The organism is Planosporangium flavigriseum, assembly GCF_011947225.1.
Taxonomy (GTDB): Bacteria; Actinomycetota; Actinomycetes; order Mycobacteriales; family Micromonosporaceae; genus Planosporangium; species Planosporangium flavigriseum.
The window spans coordinates 67,104-85,844 of sequence record NZ_JAATVW010000013.1; the positions used below are offsets into that span (position 1 = coordinate 67,104).

General features: G+C 71.0%; 10 protein-coding genes. 5 read left to right on the top strand and 5 right to left on the bottom strand.

Translation table 11 applies throughout. The features are described from left to right. Nucleotides 1-5 precede the first annotated feature (5 nt). From HC028_RS18220 to HC028_RS18240, 5 genes are all read right to left on the bottom strand, one after another. Complete coding sequence (locus tag HC028_RS18220; RefSeq protein ID WP_239075486.1) at nt 6-2,474, bottom strand: sensor histidine kinase; 2,469 nt, start codon at nt 2,472-2,474, stop codon at nt 6-8. Between the two features lie 61 nt (nt 2,475-2,535). Continuing rightward, a complete protein-coding gene (locus tag HC028_RS18225; RefSeq protein WP_168078563.1) occupies nt 2,536-3,537 on the bottom strand; it encodes a TAXI family TRAP transporter solute-binding subunit in 1,002 nt (333 codons plus the stop codon). 17 nt (nt 3,538-3,554) lie between these two features. Continuing rightward, nucleotides 3,555-5,669 carry a TRAP transporter permease gene (locus tag HC028_RS18230; protein WP_203981340.1) on the bottom strand — a complete coding sequence of 705 codons (2,115 nt, stop codon included), beginning with the start codon at nt 5,667-5,669 and terminating at the stop codon, nt 3,555-3,557. 108 nt (nt 5,670-5,777) lie between these two features. Beyond that, a complete protein-coding gene (locus tag HC028_RS18235) occupies nt 5,778-7,118 on the bottom strand; it encodes an amino acid permease (protein WP_168078564.1) in 1,341 nt (446 codons plus the stop codon). Between the two features lie 303 nt (nt 7,119-7,421). Further along, on the bottom strand, nt 7,422-7,706 hold the full coding sequence (locus HC028_RS18240) for a hypothetical protein (protein ID WP_168078565.1): 285 nt from the start codon (nt 7,704-7,706) through the stop codon (nt 7,422-7,424). A gap of 318 nt (nt 7,707-8,024) precedes the next feature. On the opposite strand from HC028_RS18240, the gene HC028_RS18245 reads away from it, so the two are divergent. The 5 genes from HC028_RS18245 (at nt 8,025) to treY (ending at nt 18,735) form a co-directional block, all read left to right on the top strand. Further along, nucleotides 8,025-9,656, top strand: a complete 1,632-nt coding sequence (locus HC028_RS18245) for a methyl-accepting chemotaxis protein (RefSeq protein ID WP_168078566.1) — start codon at nt 8,025-8,027, stop codon at nt 9,654-9,656. Nucleotides 9,657-9,831: 175 nt separating this feature from the next. Further along, nucleotides 9,832-12,099 carry a glycoside hydrolase family 31 protein gene (locus HC028_RS18250; RefSeq protein ID WP_168078567.1) on the top strand — a complete coding sequence of 756 codons (2,268 nt, stop codon included), beginning with the start codon at nt 9,832-9,834 and terminating at the stop codon, nt 12,097-12,099. Beyond that, the gene (locus HC028_RS18255) at nt 12,096-14,180 is read left to right on the top strand and encodes a glycoside hydrolase family 65 protein (protein WP_168078568.1); all 2,085 of its coding nucleotides are present in this window, start codon (nt 12,096-12,098) and stop codon (nt 14,178-14,180) included. Before HC028_RS18250 ends, HC028_RS18255 begins: the two co-directional genes overlap by 4 nt. A gap of 191 nt (nt 14,181-14,371) precedes the next feature. Next, nucleotides 14,372-16,489: a glycogen debranching protein GlgX gene (glgX, locus tag HC028_RS18260; protein ID WP_168078569.1), complete on the top strand. Its 2,118-nt coding sequence runs from the start codon at nt 14,372-14,374 to the stop codon at nt 16,487-16,489. Continuing rightward, on the top strand, nt 16,489-18,735 hold the full coding sequence (gene treY, locus HC028_RS18265) for a malto-oligosyltrehalose synthase (RefSeq protein ID WP_168078570.1): 2,247 nt from the start codon (nt 16,489-16,491) through the stop codon (nt 18,733-18,735). Before glgX ends, treY begins: the two co-directional genes overlap by 1 nt. Nucleotides 18,736-18,741: the final 6 nt, after the last annotated feature.

The following is an 18,741-nucleotide window of genomic DNA, read 5'->3' on the forward strand; positions in this document are numbered from 1 at the left end:
ATGGTTCATCGATCCCTTGCGGCGGTAGGTGATTCTGCGGCGGTACGTGGTTCGCTGTTCTGGCGCATCGCGGCGGACACACCTTCGGCCAGCGCGGACAGTCGGGTCCGGACGGTCTCTGGGTCGATGGGAGCCCGGGGCGCCGGCATGGGCACCGTCAGCGGCTCGCCCCCGAGCTGGGCGCCCGGGCGACGCCGCGGCAGTCCTTCATGCAGACTCGCAGACCCCCGGACGATCGCGGGGATCGCCGGCGCGGGGACCTCCGATGCCGAGGGGGCTCCCGGCGCAGCCGGCGCAGCCGGCGCCGGGAACGGTGCGCCCAGCGATGTCGCCGCCGCCACCGACGCGGGAACCCTGAGGCCACCACTCCCCGCCTGCGACTTGCCGGTGGGCGATGCTCCGGTACCGATCCGCTGGACCGCAGCTTCGGAGCGCACGGCCCCGGTGCTCGCGCGCGGCATCCCGTCGACGCCCTGCACCGCCTGCAACGGGGCGAGGACGTCCAGCGGCAACCGCACATAGGCCACGGTGCCGGAGGCGGTCGCGTGCAACTCGACCGTGATGCCGTGCCGGGCCGCCAGGCGGGCCACGACGTAGAGCCCCATGGTGCCGGCCGCGGCGCTGGACAGCCGCGCGGCCCGCTCGGACAGGCGCGCGTTGACCTCCGCCAGGCGCGCCGGCGTCAGGCCGATCCCGCTGTCGTGTACCCGCAGCACCATGCCGTCGATGGTGTGCCGGGCGTCCACCCGTACGGGTTTGTCGGGCGGGGAGAACGACGTCGCGTTCTCCAGCAGTTCGGCGAGCAGGTGTACCAGGTCGCCGACGACCGGGCCGACGACCGCGGCGTCCATCGCCTGCGCCTCGACCCGGGCGAAGTTCTCGATCTCGGATGCCGCGGCGGTGATGACGGCCGTGAGCGGGAACGCGCCGGTGACCTGGCGGCCCGGTTCGCCACCGGCGAGGACGAGCAGGTTCTCGCCGTTGCGGCGCAGGCGGGTGGCGAGGTGGTCCAACGCGAAGAACCGCGACAGCGCCTCCGGGTCGGTCTCGTCCCGTTCGAACTCGTCGAGCAGCCGCAGCTGCCGGGTGACGAGGGTACGGATACGACGGGCGAACGTCTCTGCCATCCGCGCCATGTCGAGACGCAGCTCGGCCTGGTCGCTCGCCAGCCGCAGCGCGGTGTGGTGCACCGACGAGAACGCGTCGGCGACCTCGCCGACCTCGTCCTCGCTGGCCGCGATACGGCGGGTGATGTCGGCGGCCTCGGAGTCCCGGGTGAAGGTCTCCTCGACGGACGCGCCGGCCATCACCTTGGCGATCGTGTCCGGCAGCTCGTGCCGGGCGACAGTCAGCGCGGCGGCCCGCAGGCGCCGCAGCCGGCGGCTGGTACGCACCGCCAACACCACCGCGGCGGCCAGCGCGACAAGTCCGAGGCTGATGGTGCCGGTCGCGGTGAGCCAGGCGCGGCGGGTGGCGGACGCGGCGATGTCGGCGGCACGGCGGTCGAGCTGGTCGGCCAGGGCCAGGCCGACCAGGTTTACTTTGCGGATCGTGCCGCTCTGCGCCACGTACCACGCATCGGCGTCGACTTTCAGCGCGGCGGGATCGCCGGTGAACACCGCGTCGCGCCGCTGCGCCGCCCGCTCGACGTCGGCCCCCGTCACCACCCGGCGGTAGCGTTCCCGCGCTCCGGATTCGGACACGCGCGCGAACTCCGCCTCGCGCTGCTGCCTGGCGGAGTCGATCCTGGCCAGCTCGATCAGGTCGTTGCCCTGGAGCGAGCCGCGGCTGAAGACCGTACGCAGCAGGTCACGCTCGAGCGCGTGGAAGTGCTCGACGGCGGCGAGGGCAGCGACCTCCCGCGCGGCGGCCGCCAGGTCGGGGTCGCGCAGCTGGGACGGGAGCGCGTCCGCGACCGCGAGCAGCGCGCTGGTGATGTCGTGGAAGATCGGGTCCGGCAGGCTGTCGGACGGGCTGCCGGGGTTGCTCAGCGACCGGGCGACGATGAGCCGGTCGAGTTGGACGTCCGCGGCGGTCAGCTGCGCTTCCAGCGCGGGAGCGGTGCGCATCGCGGCTTCCAGCGTGTCCCGGTACCGCTTGATCGCTCCATCGGTACGGACGCGCTGCGCGACGACGAGCTGGACGCCCGCCCGCCCGCCGCGCTGGCGCAGCGCGACCATCTCGGCGAGCTCGCGCTCCAGCTCGTGGGTCAACCGGACCGTGGCGGTCGCGGTGGACGCGACGACCTGTGCGCGTGTGGCGTCCCGGGCGCTGGCGACGCTGTCTGCCGTCTGGACGCTGCCCAACACCCCGAGGCCCAGCATGGCGACGAGGATCGGGGCGAGCAGTTGAGTACGCACCGACCACAACCGCGCTACCCCGCCTCGCAGGTGACCGGCCACCGACGGGTCGACCATGACCGTGCGGCGCTGGTCATCCGCTGGTGGCGGATTGGAGACTGTTGCGATCGCCATTGCTCTCCTGCGCAGAAGCGACCGGGCCCGCTCGTGGCGGGCCCGGCAGCCGGGTCAACTGCTACTTGGCGCCGAGTTTGTCGAGAGCCTCTTGCGCGCCGCGGTGCAGCGGGACGGGGTCGGTCTTCCGGGCCGTTTCCAGGCTGATGCCCTTTGCCGCGGCATTAGCCTTGATCAGTTCGTCGTGCCTATCGAACAACGTCCTGACCAACACGCAGGCGACGTTGCCATCGAGGTCCCCCTTCGCCAGCAACACATTCGGAACCACTATCGTCGGAATGTCGACTCTGGTCCGATAAGTCGATGCTGGGATTGATGCAGCCTGATATGCCTGATTGCTCTCCCGCAGCTTGGTTAACAGCCCAGTAACTTCGACAAATTTAACCTTGTCCCCAAGGGTCGTAAAGAGATCCGTGATACCAGGGGTCGGAAGGCCACCTGACCAGACCAAACCGTCGATGCTGCCATCCTTCATCCCGTCAACACTCTTGGCCAGATCGAGCCGCTGCGGGGTGATGTCCTTCTCCGGATCGACGCCGGCCGCCTTGAGAAGCCGCCACGCGATCACTTCGGTGCCTGATTTCGGCGAACCCGTGGAGATTCGTTTTCCTTTCATATCAGCCATGGAGTTGATGCCAGAATCAGCCCGTACGATCACATGGGTGTAGTTATCGTAAATTCGGGCCAAGGCCTGGATCGACTGCTTCTTACCGTCGAAGGAGCCCTTGCCCTGCACCGCGTCGATCGCGGTGTCGAACAGCGAAAACGCGACCTGGTACTCCCCCGCGACGAGCTGCTGGATGTTCTGCACCGACGCGCCCGTCTCGGCCGCCGTCGCCTGGATCTTGTTGGCGCTGTTGGACTTCACCTGCAGCGCGTACGCATTACCCAACGCGTAGTACACGCCGGTCGCGTTGCCGGTCGCCATCGCCAGCCGGGTCTCCTTGTCGACCCGGCACGTGATCGCGCCGCCCCCACCCTCCGCCGTCGCGCCGGAGCGACGGCCACCGCAGGCCGCGCTCCCCGCCACGGTGACGGCGAGCAGGGTGACACCGACAGCCATCCGTCGAGTCCTGGACTTCACTCCATCTCCTCCCTCGATATCTGCTGCGCCGAACCACCAGCCGCCGAACCACCAGCCGCCGAACCACCAGCCGCCGAACCACCAGCCGGCGAACCACCAACCACGGCCAACCGGCGAACGACGCACACGGCCACGGCCGCACCAGCCAGCGCGGCGCCGACGGCGGTGGTGACCGGATCGAGCCAGAGCAGGGACAGCCCCGCGGCCGCCGCGAGCACCCGCTCCGCCGGCCCGGCCGGACCGGCTCCGGGTAGCCACCCCCCGGCAGCGACGGCCAGCGCCGCGACCCCGAACGCCGACGCCGCCATGGCGTACGCGACCCGGTCAGCGCCGCCCCGGCCGAGCAGCCCCTCGCCGGCCGGCGTCAACACGAAGGCCAGGGGCACCAGGTAGGCCGGCAGGGCGTACCGCAGGGTCTGCCACATCGTCGGGATGATCCGGCCGCCGGTGACCGCGGCAGCGGCGACGGCGGCGAGCGCCGTCGGCGGGGTCACCTCCGACAGCACCGCGAAGTAGAAGACGAACATCGCCGCCGCCGGCGCGCTGACCCCCAACTGCATCAGCGCCGGGCCGACGACCACCCAGCCGATGATGAACGAGGCGGTGACCGGCACCGCCAGCCCCAGCAGGGTGAGGGCCACGGCCGCGAACAGGGCGGTCAGCACCGCGACCACCGTCGCGTTGTCTGACGCCGCCCTGGCCCCGTCCACCAGCAGCGCCGCGGCCTGCGGACCGAGACCCGTCTTGGTGGTGACCGCGGTGATGACCCCCGCGGCCGCGCAGACCGCGGCGACCGGCAGCACGCCACGGACGCCGGTGGCGAGCGCCTCGACCAACCGACGCGGAGTCATCCGGTATTTACGCTCCAGATAGGACAGTACGGCGGCGAGCGCCGTGGCGTACACCACCGCCCTGGGCGCCGACTGCCCCAGCGCCAGCAGCACGATGATCACGATGAGCGAGCCGAAGTGGTAGCCGAACCGCCCCAGCAACCGCCAGGGAGAGCGCGCCTCGATGGGCACCGGGCGGACGCCGAAGCGTCGGGCGTCGATCTCCACAGAGAGCAGGATCCCGAGGTAGTACAGCAGCGTGGGCACGGTCGCCCAGATGAGCACCTGCAGATACGACACGTCGAGGTACTCGGCGATGATGAACGCCGCGGCGCCGAGCGTAGGCGGTGACAGGATGGCACCGACCCCCGCGGCGGCGAGCATCCCGCCCGCCCGTTCGGCCGGGTAGCCCGCCCGGCGCAGGATCGGCCAGGTCACCGCGCCCACACTGACCGTGGTCGCCGCCCCCGAGCCGGAGACGGTGCCGAGCAGGAAGCCCGACGCGACCGCGGTACGCCCGGCCGCACCGCGCGACGAGCGGAACGCGGCGACCGACAGGTCCACGAAGAACGCTCCGGCACCGGAGAGTTCGAGGACCGCGCCGTAGATCGTGAACAACACGATGTACGTGGCGGCCACGTCCAGCGGCGTGCCGTAGAAGCCGCTGCCGGAGTTGTAGAGCGCGTCGACGATCTGGTCGAAGTCGAACCCGGCGTGCGCGATCGACCAGCCCTGCGGCAGGTAACCGCCGTAGTAGGCGTAGCCGAGGAACCCCACACAGACCCCCGGCAGCACCCATCCGGTGGTCCTGCGGCACCCCTCCAGGATGAGCAGCAGCAGGATCGCGCCCATCACGGTGTCGACCGGGCTGAGCAGCCCCTGACGATTGAGGAACGCGTTGTACCCGCCGCCGATCGGCAGGACCGGGTACAGGCACACCACCAGCGCCACGACGGCCAGCACCCAGTCGACGGGGGTCGGACGGTCCGTCCGCCGGGATCCGGCACCGTACGAGAGAAACACCAGGGGCAGCACGCCGCCGAGAAAGAGGACCAGGTAGTACTGACTGCCCTGCGCCAGCGGCCGGAACAGTTGCCACAGCACGAGCAGCCCGACGGCGACGGCGACGGCGCTGACCAGCAGCGCGAGCCTGCCGGTCAGGACCCGCCCCGGCTTCTCCTCCTCGAACTGCGCGGCCAACTGCGCAGCGGCGTCGACACTTCGCGGATCGACCCTGAGCGGATCGACACCGAGCGGGTTGATCGATGAACTTCGCTCCACAGTAGCGGACGATACGCGAAAATTGCACCCAGTGCGGCCCCATGTACGGCGCGTAGCCGTTGTTACGTCCGCAAAGGACGGTCTGCTATACGCAGCGCTACCCCGCCGTCAGACGGGCACCTCCTGCGGCACCTCACTCCGCCCGAGGGTGGCGCGCCGGGCGGCACCGGCCCGCGCCGAGACCCCGACCGCGACCAGACCGATGCCGGCGGGGACGAGCAGGAACACGCCGCACGAGGCGAGTACCGCCACGGCGAACGCGGTCGCCACCATCGCGAGCCGGCGCCCGGCGCTGCGCGGCGGCAGTACCCGTACCGCCGCGGCGGTGCCGACGACGGTGACCGCCGCCAGGCAGGCGGAGGTCGCCCGCAGCAACGCGTCGAGATCGACCGCGAAGGCCACGGTCCCCACGGTGACGAGACCGGTCAGCGCGGCCAGGAGGCCGAGGCTGCGCCGCGGCACCTCCCCGGCTCCGCCACCCTTCGCGAACAGCTGTGGCAGGGCGCCCTGGTCGGCGAGGGCCGCGCCGAGCCGGGCGCCACCCGCGATGTACGTGTTGATCGCGCCGAAGCTCAGGAAGACCGCCGCGGCGGCGGTGATGGCCCGGGCCGCTCCCCCGATCCCGTGCTCCAGCAGCAGGGTCAGCGGCACCGCCGAGGTGGCCGCCCGGTCGCCGAGCACGCCCACCGTCGTGACAGCCAGGCCGAGATAGAGGACTCCGACGACGATGAGGGCCAGCACGGTGGCCCAGGGCAGGTGGCGGCGCGGGTTGGCGAACTCCGCCGACAGGTTGCTGGCGGCTTCCCAGCCGGCGAAGGCGAAGAACAGCACCCCTGCCGCGTGGGCGACCCCGGTCCAGCCGTGCGGCGTGAACGGCACGAAGTTGCCGGTCTGGACGTGCGGTACGGCTGCGACGACGGCCGCGACGAGCAGCCCGACGAGCAGCACCCCGAGCAGGAGCTGCACCGAGCCGGACAGGCGCAGACCGATGTGGTTGGCGACGAACGCGGCGATCACCAGCCCGCACGCCACCTGCGCGGTCGCCGACCCGCCGAACCCTAGGGCGGCCGCCACGTACTCGCCACCGATCCACGCGCCGGCCGGTATCCCGATCGGGAGGGCGAGAAAGAACCACCAACCGACGACCGCGGCGAGGTGCGGGCCGAACGCCGAACCGGCGAACGTCGCAACCCCGCCGTTGCCGGGAAAGCGCGCGCCGAGGGCGGCGAAGGTGAGCGCGACGGGCACGCTCAGCGCCAGCAGCACGGCCCAGGTGACGATCGACGCCGGGCCGGCCGCGTCCGCCGCGAGCCGGGGCAGCGCGAGCACGCCCGGCCCGAGCACCGCACCGGCAAACAGCGCCGTCCCCTGACCGAGCCCCAACCGATGGATGCGCCGGTGGCGGGCCACCCTCGCCCACCCGGGGATCACGCTCAGCCCGACAGTCATCGACACCTTCAAGAACTCGGTCGGCTAGCCATCGGGAGAGCCTCACGGGCGTCGCGTCGGCACGCGGCGACCTGCGCCATGTTCCTCACCAACCGCGAAAACTCAGATCCGTCACATTGGTGATCTTCTAGGTCCACCGAGAGCGCCACCGCTGATGCGAAGCCGATCACACATGGCTACGCCGTCGACCTCGACGGCGTACCGGCCGAGGTGCGCGAGTCGCTCACGATCCACCCGCCGAGCGAGATCAGGGACGTGCTGGCGCTGCGGCCTGCCGACGAGGCGGCCGTGCCGATCGCCGCCCTACCCCGGGACCGTCTGCTTGAGCTCGCGCCACAGGTACTGGGCGTCGGGCTTGAACTGGACGCCGCGCTGCCGGGCTCGCTCCATGTCCGCAACCATGTTCCGGACCTCGCCGGGCGTCAGCCGCCGGTGGTTGTCGCCCTCGGTGCGCAGCCACTGAATGACTTCGTCCCAGTTGCGCCACTCCCGCACGCGCAGCACCGACTCGAGGTCCGACGCGTCGTACTCCTTCTGCGTCGCGCCGCTGGCCGGGTCGTGAATCCGGATGTTCTCTTCCTCGGACACAACGCCTCCTCCGTGCTCATCCCTGGTTGCCGGCCTCGAGGTTCAGTGGGAGTGGCACTTGATCATCACCTCGCTGCAGGTCCAGACCTCGTCGACTACCCACCCAGCTACCAGCAAACAGGTTGTCCATGATCACCGAGAGTTCGCGGCGCTGCAGCACCGCAAACGCTTGGTGATCACGTTCGGGTCAACGGAGATGCGCGCCGTGCATTGTTGTACTCCGCGCATTTGGCTCATGCGCCGGCCGGCACCTGGCGATACGCACGGTAACGAAAAACACGGACCGGATCGAGCACAATAGCCAGAAAGCAGGACGCGATGACCACCACCTACGAGCCCCAGGGCGCCCGGCGCGGGAACGCCGTCACCCGCTGGCTCGGCGACCTCCGCGTACGTACCAAGATCTTCAGCGCGGTCGGGGTGATGGCCATCGTCGCCGTCGCGGTCGGCTCGCTCGGGATCGTGCGACTGGGTGCCATGAAAGACAGCGCCGACAGCCTCTACAACGGCGGTGTGGTGCCGGTGCGCAACATCGCCAGGGTCGCCGACATCATGAAGCAGACCCGGCTCGACGTGGTCAACGCGTACGCCATCTCGCAGCCGGCCGGCAAGCAGAAGATGGTGGAGGCGCTCAAGAAGGACGACGCGGCGTTCGCCACCGCCCTCGACGATTACGCGTCCCACGACCCCGCGAACCCGGCGCTGGTGGGCCAGCTGCGGGCGGACTGGGCTGCGTACCAGAAGGCCCGCGACGAGCTCTGGATGCCCGCCGCGCTGCGCAACGACGGCCCGGCGCTCGACAAGGTCCGCGACACGGTCCTGATCCCCGCGGGCAACAAGGCCACGGCCACCATCGAGGAGCTGATGAAGGCGGAGGACGCGGACGCCAAGCAGCGCTTCGACCTCGCCGCCAACGCGTACACGACGGCCCGCACGACGATGATCGCCCTGTTGGCGGTCGGGCTCGTCGTCGCGCTCGCCGTTGCCCTGCTCATCACCCGTACGATCACCGCCGGCCTGCGCCGGGTGTCGGCGGCCCTGGGCGACCTGGCTCGCCGGGACCTCACCGCCTCCGCCGGGCTGACCAGCAAGGACGAGTTCGGTGTCATGAGCCGTGACCTTGACACCGCGGTCGGCGCCCTGCGCGGGACCGTCGAGGAGTTGGCCGAGACCGGCACCTCCCTGGCGTCCGCCGCCGAGGAACTGTCGGCGGTCAGCACCCAGCTCAGCAGCGGCGCGTCCGACGCCTCGTCGAAGGCCGGCTCCGCCGCGGCAGCGGCCGACCAGGTCAACAGCGGCGTCCAGACGGTGATGGCCGGCGCCGAGCAGATGTCGGCGTCCATCAAGGAGATCGCGAGCAACGCGACGAAGGCCGCCCACGTCACCAAGGAGTCGATGCAGATCGCCGACTCCACCAACGAGCAGATCGCCGAACTGGGGACCGCCAGCGCGGAGATCGGCGACGTCGTCAAGCTGATCACCTCGATCGCCGAGCAGACCAACCTGCTGGCGCTCAACGCGACGATCGAGGCCGCCCGCGCCGGCGACGCCGGCAAGGGCTTCGCGGTCGTCGCGAGCGAGGTCAAGGATCTCGCCCAGGCCACCGCGAAGGCCACCGAGGACATCACCGGCCGCATCAGCGCCATCCAGAACAGCAGCACCGGGGCGGCCACCGCGGTCGGGCGCATCCGCGAGGTCATCGAGCAGATCAGCGAGTTCAGCACCACGATCGCCTCGGCGGTGGAGGAACAGTCCGCGACCACCAACGAGATGACCCGCGCCATCGCCGACGCCGCCAAGGGCAGCTCCGAGGTGACGCAGGCGGTCGGCAGCGTCGCCCACGTCGCCGACGCCACCGCCGACAGCGCCCGCGCCAGCGGCCAGGCGGCCGAGGACCTGTCGCAGCTGTCGAGCAAGCTCAACGGCATCGTGCAGGTGTTCACCTACTGACGTACGGCCAACGAGGGCCCTGGTTTGCTCCCGGTCAGCCGGGTAGCTAGCCAGGGCCCTCATTCGTCCCGCCAGCTCACGGGAGTGTCGGCGCATGTGCTACGAACGCGAGATCCTGCCCAAGCTCCGGTGAGAGGTATCCGTGCGCCGCCCGGGGACGCTCCGAGAGCACTGGATGATCGGGCGCACGCTGCTGTCCAACTACGGCGGCCCGGCGCTGGCCGTCACGCTGCTGGAGCCGGGCATCGCGCGGATCCGGTTCGCGCCCACCGGCGCGTTCGCGCCCCGCCGCTCCTGGTCCCCCGTAGCGCCGGACGACGCGTTCGACCGGCCGCCGGCCACGGTCGCAAGCGGGGACGGCTCCGTTGAGGTCAGCTCAGACCAGTTGACGGTACGGGCGGAGCGGGACGCCGGCCGGGTCACGGTGCTCGACCGCGCCAGCGGGCAGGTGCTGGTATCGGACGGCGCCGACGGCGGCCCCGCCTGGGACCCCGCGACCGGGGCCGCGACCTGGACGCGACGGATGCCGCCGGAGGTGCACTACTTCGGGCTGGGCGAGCGCACCGACCTGCTGGACAAGCGGGGCCGCCGGCACACCTTCTGGAACACCGACCGGTTCGAGGGCACCGGCCCCGGCACCGACGAGCTGTACAAGTCCATCCCGTTCTACCTGGCGATGGACGGCGCCGGCCGCTGCCACGGGGTGTACCTCAACAACACCCACCGGACGGTGTTCGACCTGACCGACGAGCGGGGCGAGCGGCTGGCGATCACCGTCGACGGCGGTGAGCTGGACCAGTACATCCTCGCCGGCCCCCGGCCGGCCGACGTCGTCGCCCGGTACACCGCCCTGACCGGGCGGATGTCGCTGCCGCCCCGGTGGGCGCTCGGCTACCACCACAGCCGGTTCGGCTACGACAGCGCGGAGCGGTTCCGCCGGGTCGCGGCGCGCCTGCGCGCCGATCTCATCCCTACCGACGTGCTCTACCTCGACATCGACGTCCTGCACTCCCACCGCGACTTCACCTGGGACCCCGAGCGCTTTCCGGACCCGGCCGGCCTGATCCGTGCCTTGCGGGAGCAGGGTTTCAAGACGGTGCTGGTCATCGACCCCGGGGTCGCGTACCAGCCGGAGGGCGGCTACGACGTCTTCACCGAAGGCGAGCAGCGCGGGTACTTCCTGTGCGAGGGCGACCACCTGCTCCTGCGCTACGTCTGGCCCGGGCTGTGCGCCTTCCCCGACTTCCTGCGTGACGACGTCCGCGACTGGTGGGCCGGCTGGCACGACGGCCTGATCGCGAGCGGCGTCCGGGGCCTGGAAAACGACATGAACGAGCCGTCCATGCGCGACCGGCCGATCTGGGATCCGCAGGCTCGGCGGGTCGACCCGCCGCCGGAGACGCCGCACGGCCCGCCGCACGAGCGGGCGACGCACGCCGAGGTGCACAACATCTACGCCAACGCCGAGAACCTCGCGACGAGCGAAGCGTTGCGCCGCAACCGACCGGGCGAGCGGCCGCTGCTGCTCAGCCGCGCCGGCTTCGCCGGCCTGCAGCGCCACGCGGCCTCCTGGACCGGCGACAACGCCAGCTTCTGGGAGCACCTGGAGATGTCGGTGCCACAAGTGCTGAACCTCGGCCTGTGCGGGCTGGCGTTCGTCGGCGCCGACATCGGCGGCTTCTTCGCCGACGCCGGCCCGGAACTGCTCGCCCGCTGGTACCAGCTCGGGGCTTTCTACCCCCTCGCCCGCGCCAACAACAACAAAGGCTGCGCGGACCAGGAGCCGTGGGTCTGGGGCGAGCGGATCGAGGCGGTGTGCCGGCGCGCGCTCGAACTGCGGTACCGGCTGCTGCCGTACCTGTACACGGTCTTCGAAGAGGCGGCGCGGACCGGGTCGCCGGTGCTCCGGCCGCTGCTGTACCACTACGGCGACGACTCCTCGGCCCGGTTGCGCCACGACCAGGCGCTCGTCGGCGCCGACCTGATGATCGCGCCGGTCCTGCGCCCCGGACGGACAGCCCGGGACGTGTACCTGCCGGAGGGCCGCTGGTACGACCTGCGTACCGGCGCCGTGGCCGACGGGCCCGCCGACGTGCTGACCGACGCGCCGCTGGACGCCGAGATCCCGGTGTACGCGCGGGGCGGCGCGATCATCCCGTTCGGGCCCGACCAGGCTTTCGTCGACGAACGCACCCTCGACCCGCTGACGCTCGCGGTGTACCCGGATCGGCACGACCGGGCCGGCGGCGCGCTGTACGAGGACGACGGGATCAGCGTTGACGGCGCGGCTTCGACTACCCGTTACGAGTACCGCGACGGGACGGTGACCGCGCGGCGCAGCGGGGGCTACGCGCCGGGAAGGCGCCGGGTCGTCGTGCGGGTACCGGGCCGCCCCGAACGCGTCCGCTACGAGGACTCCGCAAGCTGGGAGTTGGCGATGTGAGCACCGATGTCATCAGCCCGGACCCGGTTCGCGAGTGGCACCCGCACTACCTGCCCGCGTACATCTCCAACGGTGTGGTGGGGATGCGCGTGGGCAAGGTGCCCATGGCCAACGGGGTGACCATCCTCAGCGGGTTCGAGGGGCTGGACCCGACCTACGAGGTGGAGGCGTTCGCCCGTGCCCCGTACCCGCTGGGCGGGGATCTGGGCGTCGACGGGGCCACGCTGTCGGCCAACCCCGAGCGCTGCGTGCTGCACGAGGAGCGCTACGACTTCTCCTGTGGCGAGCTGTCGGCGCGTTTCGACTTCCGCGGGGAGAACGCGCGCGCGGAGGTGGAGATCCTCGACTTCTGCAGTCGCACCCAGCCGACCCTGGTGTTGCAGGAGATCACGGTACGGGTCGACCACGACTGCGACCTGACCCTGGCGGCGGTCATCGACACCCGGGGCGTACCCGGCAGCTGGGTCGACCGCGAGGTTGACTCGTCCGGCACCCTGGCCGCCCAGCCGGTCGACGGAATGCTGCGCTGGAGCAGCTTCGGCGATCTGAGCGCGTGTGGAGCCGCCTACGCCACCGAGCTGACCGGTGCCCGCGACGTCGACCGGACGTTCGACCGCAGCCGGATCGCGCCGTTGAGCACCACCTACTCGTTCCGGGCCGAGCCCGGCCGCCGCTACCGGATGCGGCGGATCGTCAGCCTGCTGCCCCAGGCGCTGCACGACGAGCCGCACGTCCACGCGGTCCGGATGCTGCAGGCGGGGCGGATGCGTGGCTTCGACGACCTGCGCGCGGACAACCGCGCGGCCTGGCGAGAGCTCTGGAAGGGTCGCGTGGTGCTGCTCGGCGCGCCGACGCGCTGGCAGGCCCTCGCCGACGCGGCGTACTTCTACCTGCACACCTCGGCCCACCCCTCCTCCCCTAGCAGCACCTCGCTGTTCGGGCTGGCCTTCTGGCCGAACTACCACTACTACCGCGGCCACATCATGTGGGACATCGACACCTTCGCGATGCCCACGCTGACCCTCACGAACCCCGACGCCGCGCGCGCCCTCCTGGACTTCCGGCGTACCCGGATGGGGGGCGCCCGCGCCAACGCCGCGGCCACCGGCCGGCTGGGGCTGCAGTACCCGTGGGAGAGCAGCCTGCGCTACGGCCAGGAGGCGACCCCGGTCGATGCCTCGACAGCCGCCGTCGAGCAGCACGTCAGCCTGGACGTGGCCATCGCCTTCGCCCGGTACGTCCACGCGACCGGCGACCGCGAGTTCGCCACCGACGAGGCGTGGCCGGTCATGTCCGGGGTGGCGGAGTGGCTGAACAGCCGGGTCGAGCGCACGGCGCGCGGCTACGAGATCCGGCGCGTCATCGGCATCGCGGAGACGGAGACGCCGGTGGACAACAACGCCTTCGTCAACATGGCCGCGGTCGTCACCCTCCGGGAAGCAGCGACGCTCGGCCGCGTCCTCGGGCGGGGCTTCCCGGACGACTGGGAGCGGATGGCCGCCGAGATCGTGATCCCGGTCGACCGGGATCGGGGCATCATCCTCAATCACGACGGTTACGACCCCGGCGAGAAGATGGGCGTGACACCGGAGGCGCCGGCCGGCCTCTTCCCGCTGGGGTACGACACCGATGCCGGGACCGAGCGGCGCACGTTCGAGCACTACCTGCGGTTCGCCCACGAGTACGTCGGCGCGCCCATGCTGTCGTCGCTACTCGGCGTGTACGCCGCGCGGGTCGGCGACCGGGACGCCGCGCTGGATCTGTTCGAGCGCGGTTACGCCGACTTCGTCGTGGAGCCGTTCCGGATCACCACGGAGTGGAGCCCGACGGTGTACCCGGACCAGCCGGTCGCCGGACCCTTCACCGCCAACCTGGGCGGGTTCCTCACGGGCTGCCTGTACGGCCTGACCGGCCTGCGCCTGGGCCCCGGCCCGCCTGAGCTGTGGTGCGGGCGGCCGGTCACGATGCCGCGCGGGTGGGACGGGGTGCACGTCGACGCCGTCCGCGTCCGGCGCAGAGCGGCGAGCCTGACCGGCGTCCACGGCGACGACCGAGCGCGCATCATATTTAAGGAGTTATAACGGTTTAGCCGCTTTTATCGCAATCGCGATGCGCCGCCGGTTCGGCGCATCGCGATATAGTCCTATTGGCCAGTCGCCACTCCCCCTTACGGACGACCACCATCGCGATTACGACTGGCCCCGCCCGGGCAAACGGAGGGTCAGTTCGGGTGATCCAGCCCGACGCAGACGGCACAGAGCAGGAGCGACACATGCAGCTATGGCCGGGGCGCCGCTACCCGCTCGGCGCCAGCTACGACGGCGCGGGCACCAACTTCGCGCTCTTCTCCGAGGTCGCCGAGCGCGTCGAACTGTGCCTGTTCGACGCCGATGACAACGAGACCCGCGTGGAGTTGACCGAGGTCGACGGCTTCGTCTGGCACGGCTACCTGCCCGGCATCGAGCCCGGACAGCGCTACGGCTACCGGGTGCACGGCCCGTACGACCCGACCCGCGGCCTGCGCTGCAACCCCAACAAGCTCCTAATCGACCCGTACGCGAAGGCGATCGGCGGCGACGTGGCGTGGGATCCGGCCGTCTACCCGTACGAGTTCGGCGACCCGGACCGCGTGTCAGAGGCCGACTCCGCCCCGTTCATCCCGAAGGCCGTCGTGGTCAACCCGTACTTCGACTGGGGCAACGACCGGCCGCCGCGGATCCCGTACCACGAGACGGTGTTCTACGAGGCGCACGTGAAGGGGCTGACCGGGCAGCACCCGGACATCCCCAAGGACCTGCGCGGCACCTATGCCGGCATCGCGCACCCCGCGATGATCGAGCACCTCCAGCGGCTGGGCATCACGGCGATCGAACTGATGCCGGTGCACCAGTTCGTCAACGACCACCACCTCGCCGACAAGGACCTGTCCAACTACTGGGGCTACAACACGATCGGGTACTTCGCGCCGCACTACGCGTACTCGTCCATGGGCCGCGCCGGCCAGCAGGTGCAGGAGTTCCGGGCCATGGTCAAGGCCCTGCACGAGGCCGGCATCGAGGTCATCCTCGACGTCGTCTACAACCACACCGCCGAGGGCAACCACCTCGGCCCGATGCTGAGCTTCCGCGGCATCGACAACGCCTCGTACTACCGCCTCGTCGACGACGACCCGCAGTACTACATGGACTACACCGGCTGCGGCAACAGCCTCAACGTCCGCAGCCCGCACACCCTGCAGCTCATCATGGACTCGCTGCGGTACTGGGTGCAGGAGATGCACGTCGACGGCTTCCGCTTCGACCTCGCGGCCACGCTGGCCCGCGAGTTCTACGAGGTCGACCGGCTGTCGACGTTCTTCGAGGTGGTGCAGCAGGATCCGATCGTCGGCAACGTCAAGCTGATCGCCGAGCCGTGGGACGTCGGCCCCGGCGGCTACCAGGTCGGCAACTTCCCACCACTGTGGACGGAGTGGAACGGCAAGTTCCGCGACACCGTACGCGACTTCTGGCGCGGCGAGCCGGCGACGCTCGGCGAGTTCGCCAGCCGGATCTCCGGCTCCGCCGACCTGTACGCCGACGACGGGCGGCGACCGCTAGCCAGCGTCAACTTCGTCACCGTGCACGACGGGTTCACCCTGGCCGACCTGGTCTCGTACAACGAGAAGCACAACGAGGCGAACGGCGAGGACAACCGCGACGGCGAGAGCCACAACCGCTCGTGGAACTGCGGCGTCGAAGGGCCGACCGAGGACAAAGAGATCCTCGAACTGCGGGCGCGGCAGCGGCGCAACCTGCTCGCCACGGTCCTGCTGTCGCAGGGCGTACCGCTGATCGGCCACGGCGACGAGCTCGGGCGCACGCAGCAGGGCAACAACAACGTGTACTGCCAGGACAACAAGCTGAGCTGGGTGGACTGGGCCAACACCGACGAGCAGCTGCTGAAGTTCGCCCGCACGCTGATCGAGTTCCGGTCCAAGCACCCGGTGTTCCGGCGGCGCCGCTTCTTCACCGGCCGGCCGGTACGCCGGGTCAGCGGCACCCCGGTCCGGGACATGGAGTGGTTCACCCCCGACGGCCGGGAGATGACCGAGGAGGACTGGGACTTCGACCTCGGGCGCGCGGTGATGCTGTTCCTCAACGGCGAGGGGATCCGGGAGACCGGCCCCCGCGGCGAGCGGTTGGTCGACGACTCGTTCGTCCTGTGCTTCAACGCCCACCACGACTGGCTGGAGTTCGTGCTGCCACCGTCCGAGTTCGGGCAGAAGTGGGAGCTGGTCATCGACACCGGCGAGTTCCCGAGCGCCGGCGTCAAGAACGGCCGGGTGGTCGAGGCGAGCGGCAAGCTCTTCGTACGCGACCGCTCGTTCTGCGTGCTGAAGCGGACGGTCTGATGAAACCCGTATCGACCTACCGGGTGCAGGTGCGGCCGGGCTTCGACCTGGCCGCCACCGCCGGGCTCGCCGACTACCTCGCCGCGCTCGGGGTCAGCCACCTGTACACCGCTCCCCTGCTCGCCGCGACCCCCGGCTCGGAGCACGGGTACGACGTCGTGGACCCCTCCCGGGTGAACCCGCAGCTCGGCGGCGAGGAGGGGCGGCGCCGGCTGGTGTCCGCGCTGCGCGCGGCCGGACTCGGCCTCGTCGTGGACATCGTGCCCAACCACGTCGGAGTGGCGGTCCCGGCCGCCAGCCCCGCGTGGTGGGACGTGCTGCGGCACGGGCGGGAATCGCGATACGCCGGCTGGTTCGACATCGACTGGACGCGCCCGCGGATCCTTCTGCCGGTGCTGGGCGACGGGCCCGACGAGATCGAGAAGCTCAAGGTCGTAGGCGACGAGCTGCACTACTACGACCACCGCTTCCCTCTTCAACCCGGCACGGAGTCGGGCAGCCCGCAGGAGGTGCACGACCGCCAGCACTACGAGCTGGTGTCGTGGCGGCGGGGCAACTCTGAGATCAACTACCGGCGGTTCTTCGCCATCCCGGAGCTGGCCGGCCTCCGGGTCGAAGACCCGGCCGTCTTCGAGGCGACCCACCGGGAGTTGCTGCGCTGGCACGCGGCCGGCGAGCTGGACGGCATCCGCGTCGACCACCCGGACGGACTGCGCGACCCGGCCGCGTACCTGCGTCGCCTGGCCGAGGCCGCGCCCGGCGCCTGGCTGGTCGTGGAGAAGATCCTCGAGGTCGGCGAGGAGCTGCCGGACTGGCCGGTCGCCGGCACGACCGGCTACGACGCGCTGCGCGAGGTCTCCGGCCTGTTCGTCGACCCGTCGGCCGAAGCGGCGTTCCCCGCTTCCGATTGGGCGGCGCAGGTCCACCAGGGCAAGCGCGCGGCGGCCACGAAGCTGCTCGCCGCGGAGCTGAAGCGGCTCGCCCGGATGGCCCCCGACGTGCCCGACGCCGAAGACGCGCTCGCCGAGATCGCCGCGAACTTCCCGGTGTACCGCTCGTACCTGCCGGTCGGCGCGGAGCACCTGCAGCAGGCCCGCACCGCGGCCGAGCGCAACCGTCCCGACCTGGCCGGGGCGCTCGAGGCGCTGGGGCCCCGCCTTTCCCACCCCGACGACGAACTGGCCGTCCGCTTCCAGCAGTACACCGGCGCGGTCATGGCCAAGGGCGTGGAGGACACGGCGTTCTACCGGTACAGCCGGTTCACCGCCCTCAACGAGGTCGGCGGCGACCCGGGCCACTTCGGCGTGCCTCCGGCCGAGTTCCACGAGGCGACGCAGGCCCGGCAGGCCCGTTGGCCGTCCGGGATGACCACACTGTCCACACACGACACAAAGCGGTCGGAGGACGTACGCGCGCGGCTGGCCGTGCTCTCCGAACTCCCCGACGAGTGGGCCACCGCCGTTCATCGGTGGATGGCCCGCGCTCCCCTTCCCGACGCCGCCTTCGCGCACCTGCTGTGGCAGGCGGTGGTCGGCGCCTGGCCGATCGAGCGGGAACGCCTGCACGCGTACGCGGAGAAGGCCGCGCGCGAGGCGTCGACGTCGACGTCCTGGGCGGACCCGGACGCCGAGTTCGAGCGGGCCATGCACGCGGTCGTGGACGCCGTCTACGACGACCCGGCGCTGAACGCGGAGATCTCCGCGTTCGTCGACTCGATCACCGCGGCCGGCTGGTCCAACTCGCTCGGCCAGAAGCTCGTGCAGCTGACCATGCCCGGCGTCCCGGACGTGTACCAGGGCACCGAGCTCTGGGACTTCTCCCTGGTCGACCCGGACAACCGGCGGCCGGTCGACTTCGCCGCCCGCCGCGACCTGCTCACCCGCCTCGACGGCGGATGGCAGCCGGACGTGGACGCGAGCGGCGCCGCGAAGCTGCTGGTGACCAGCCGGGCCCTGCGGCTGCGGCGCGATCATCCCGAGCTGTTCACCGGGTACCGGCCGGTGGTTGCCGAGGGTCCGGCCGCTTCGCATGTCGTGGCGTTTGACCGCGGCGGGGCGATCACCGTGGCGACCCGACTGCCGCATGCCCTGCACCGGCGCGGCGGCTGGGGCGAGACCCGGCTGCCACTGCCGGGTGAGCTGACCGACGTCCTCACCGGCCGGCGCTTCCCCGGCGGGGCCGTGCCGCTCGCCGCTCTGCTGGACCGATACCCCGTCGCGCTGCTGGCCCCGGTCGCGCTGTCCTGAGGAGCA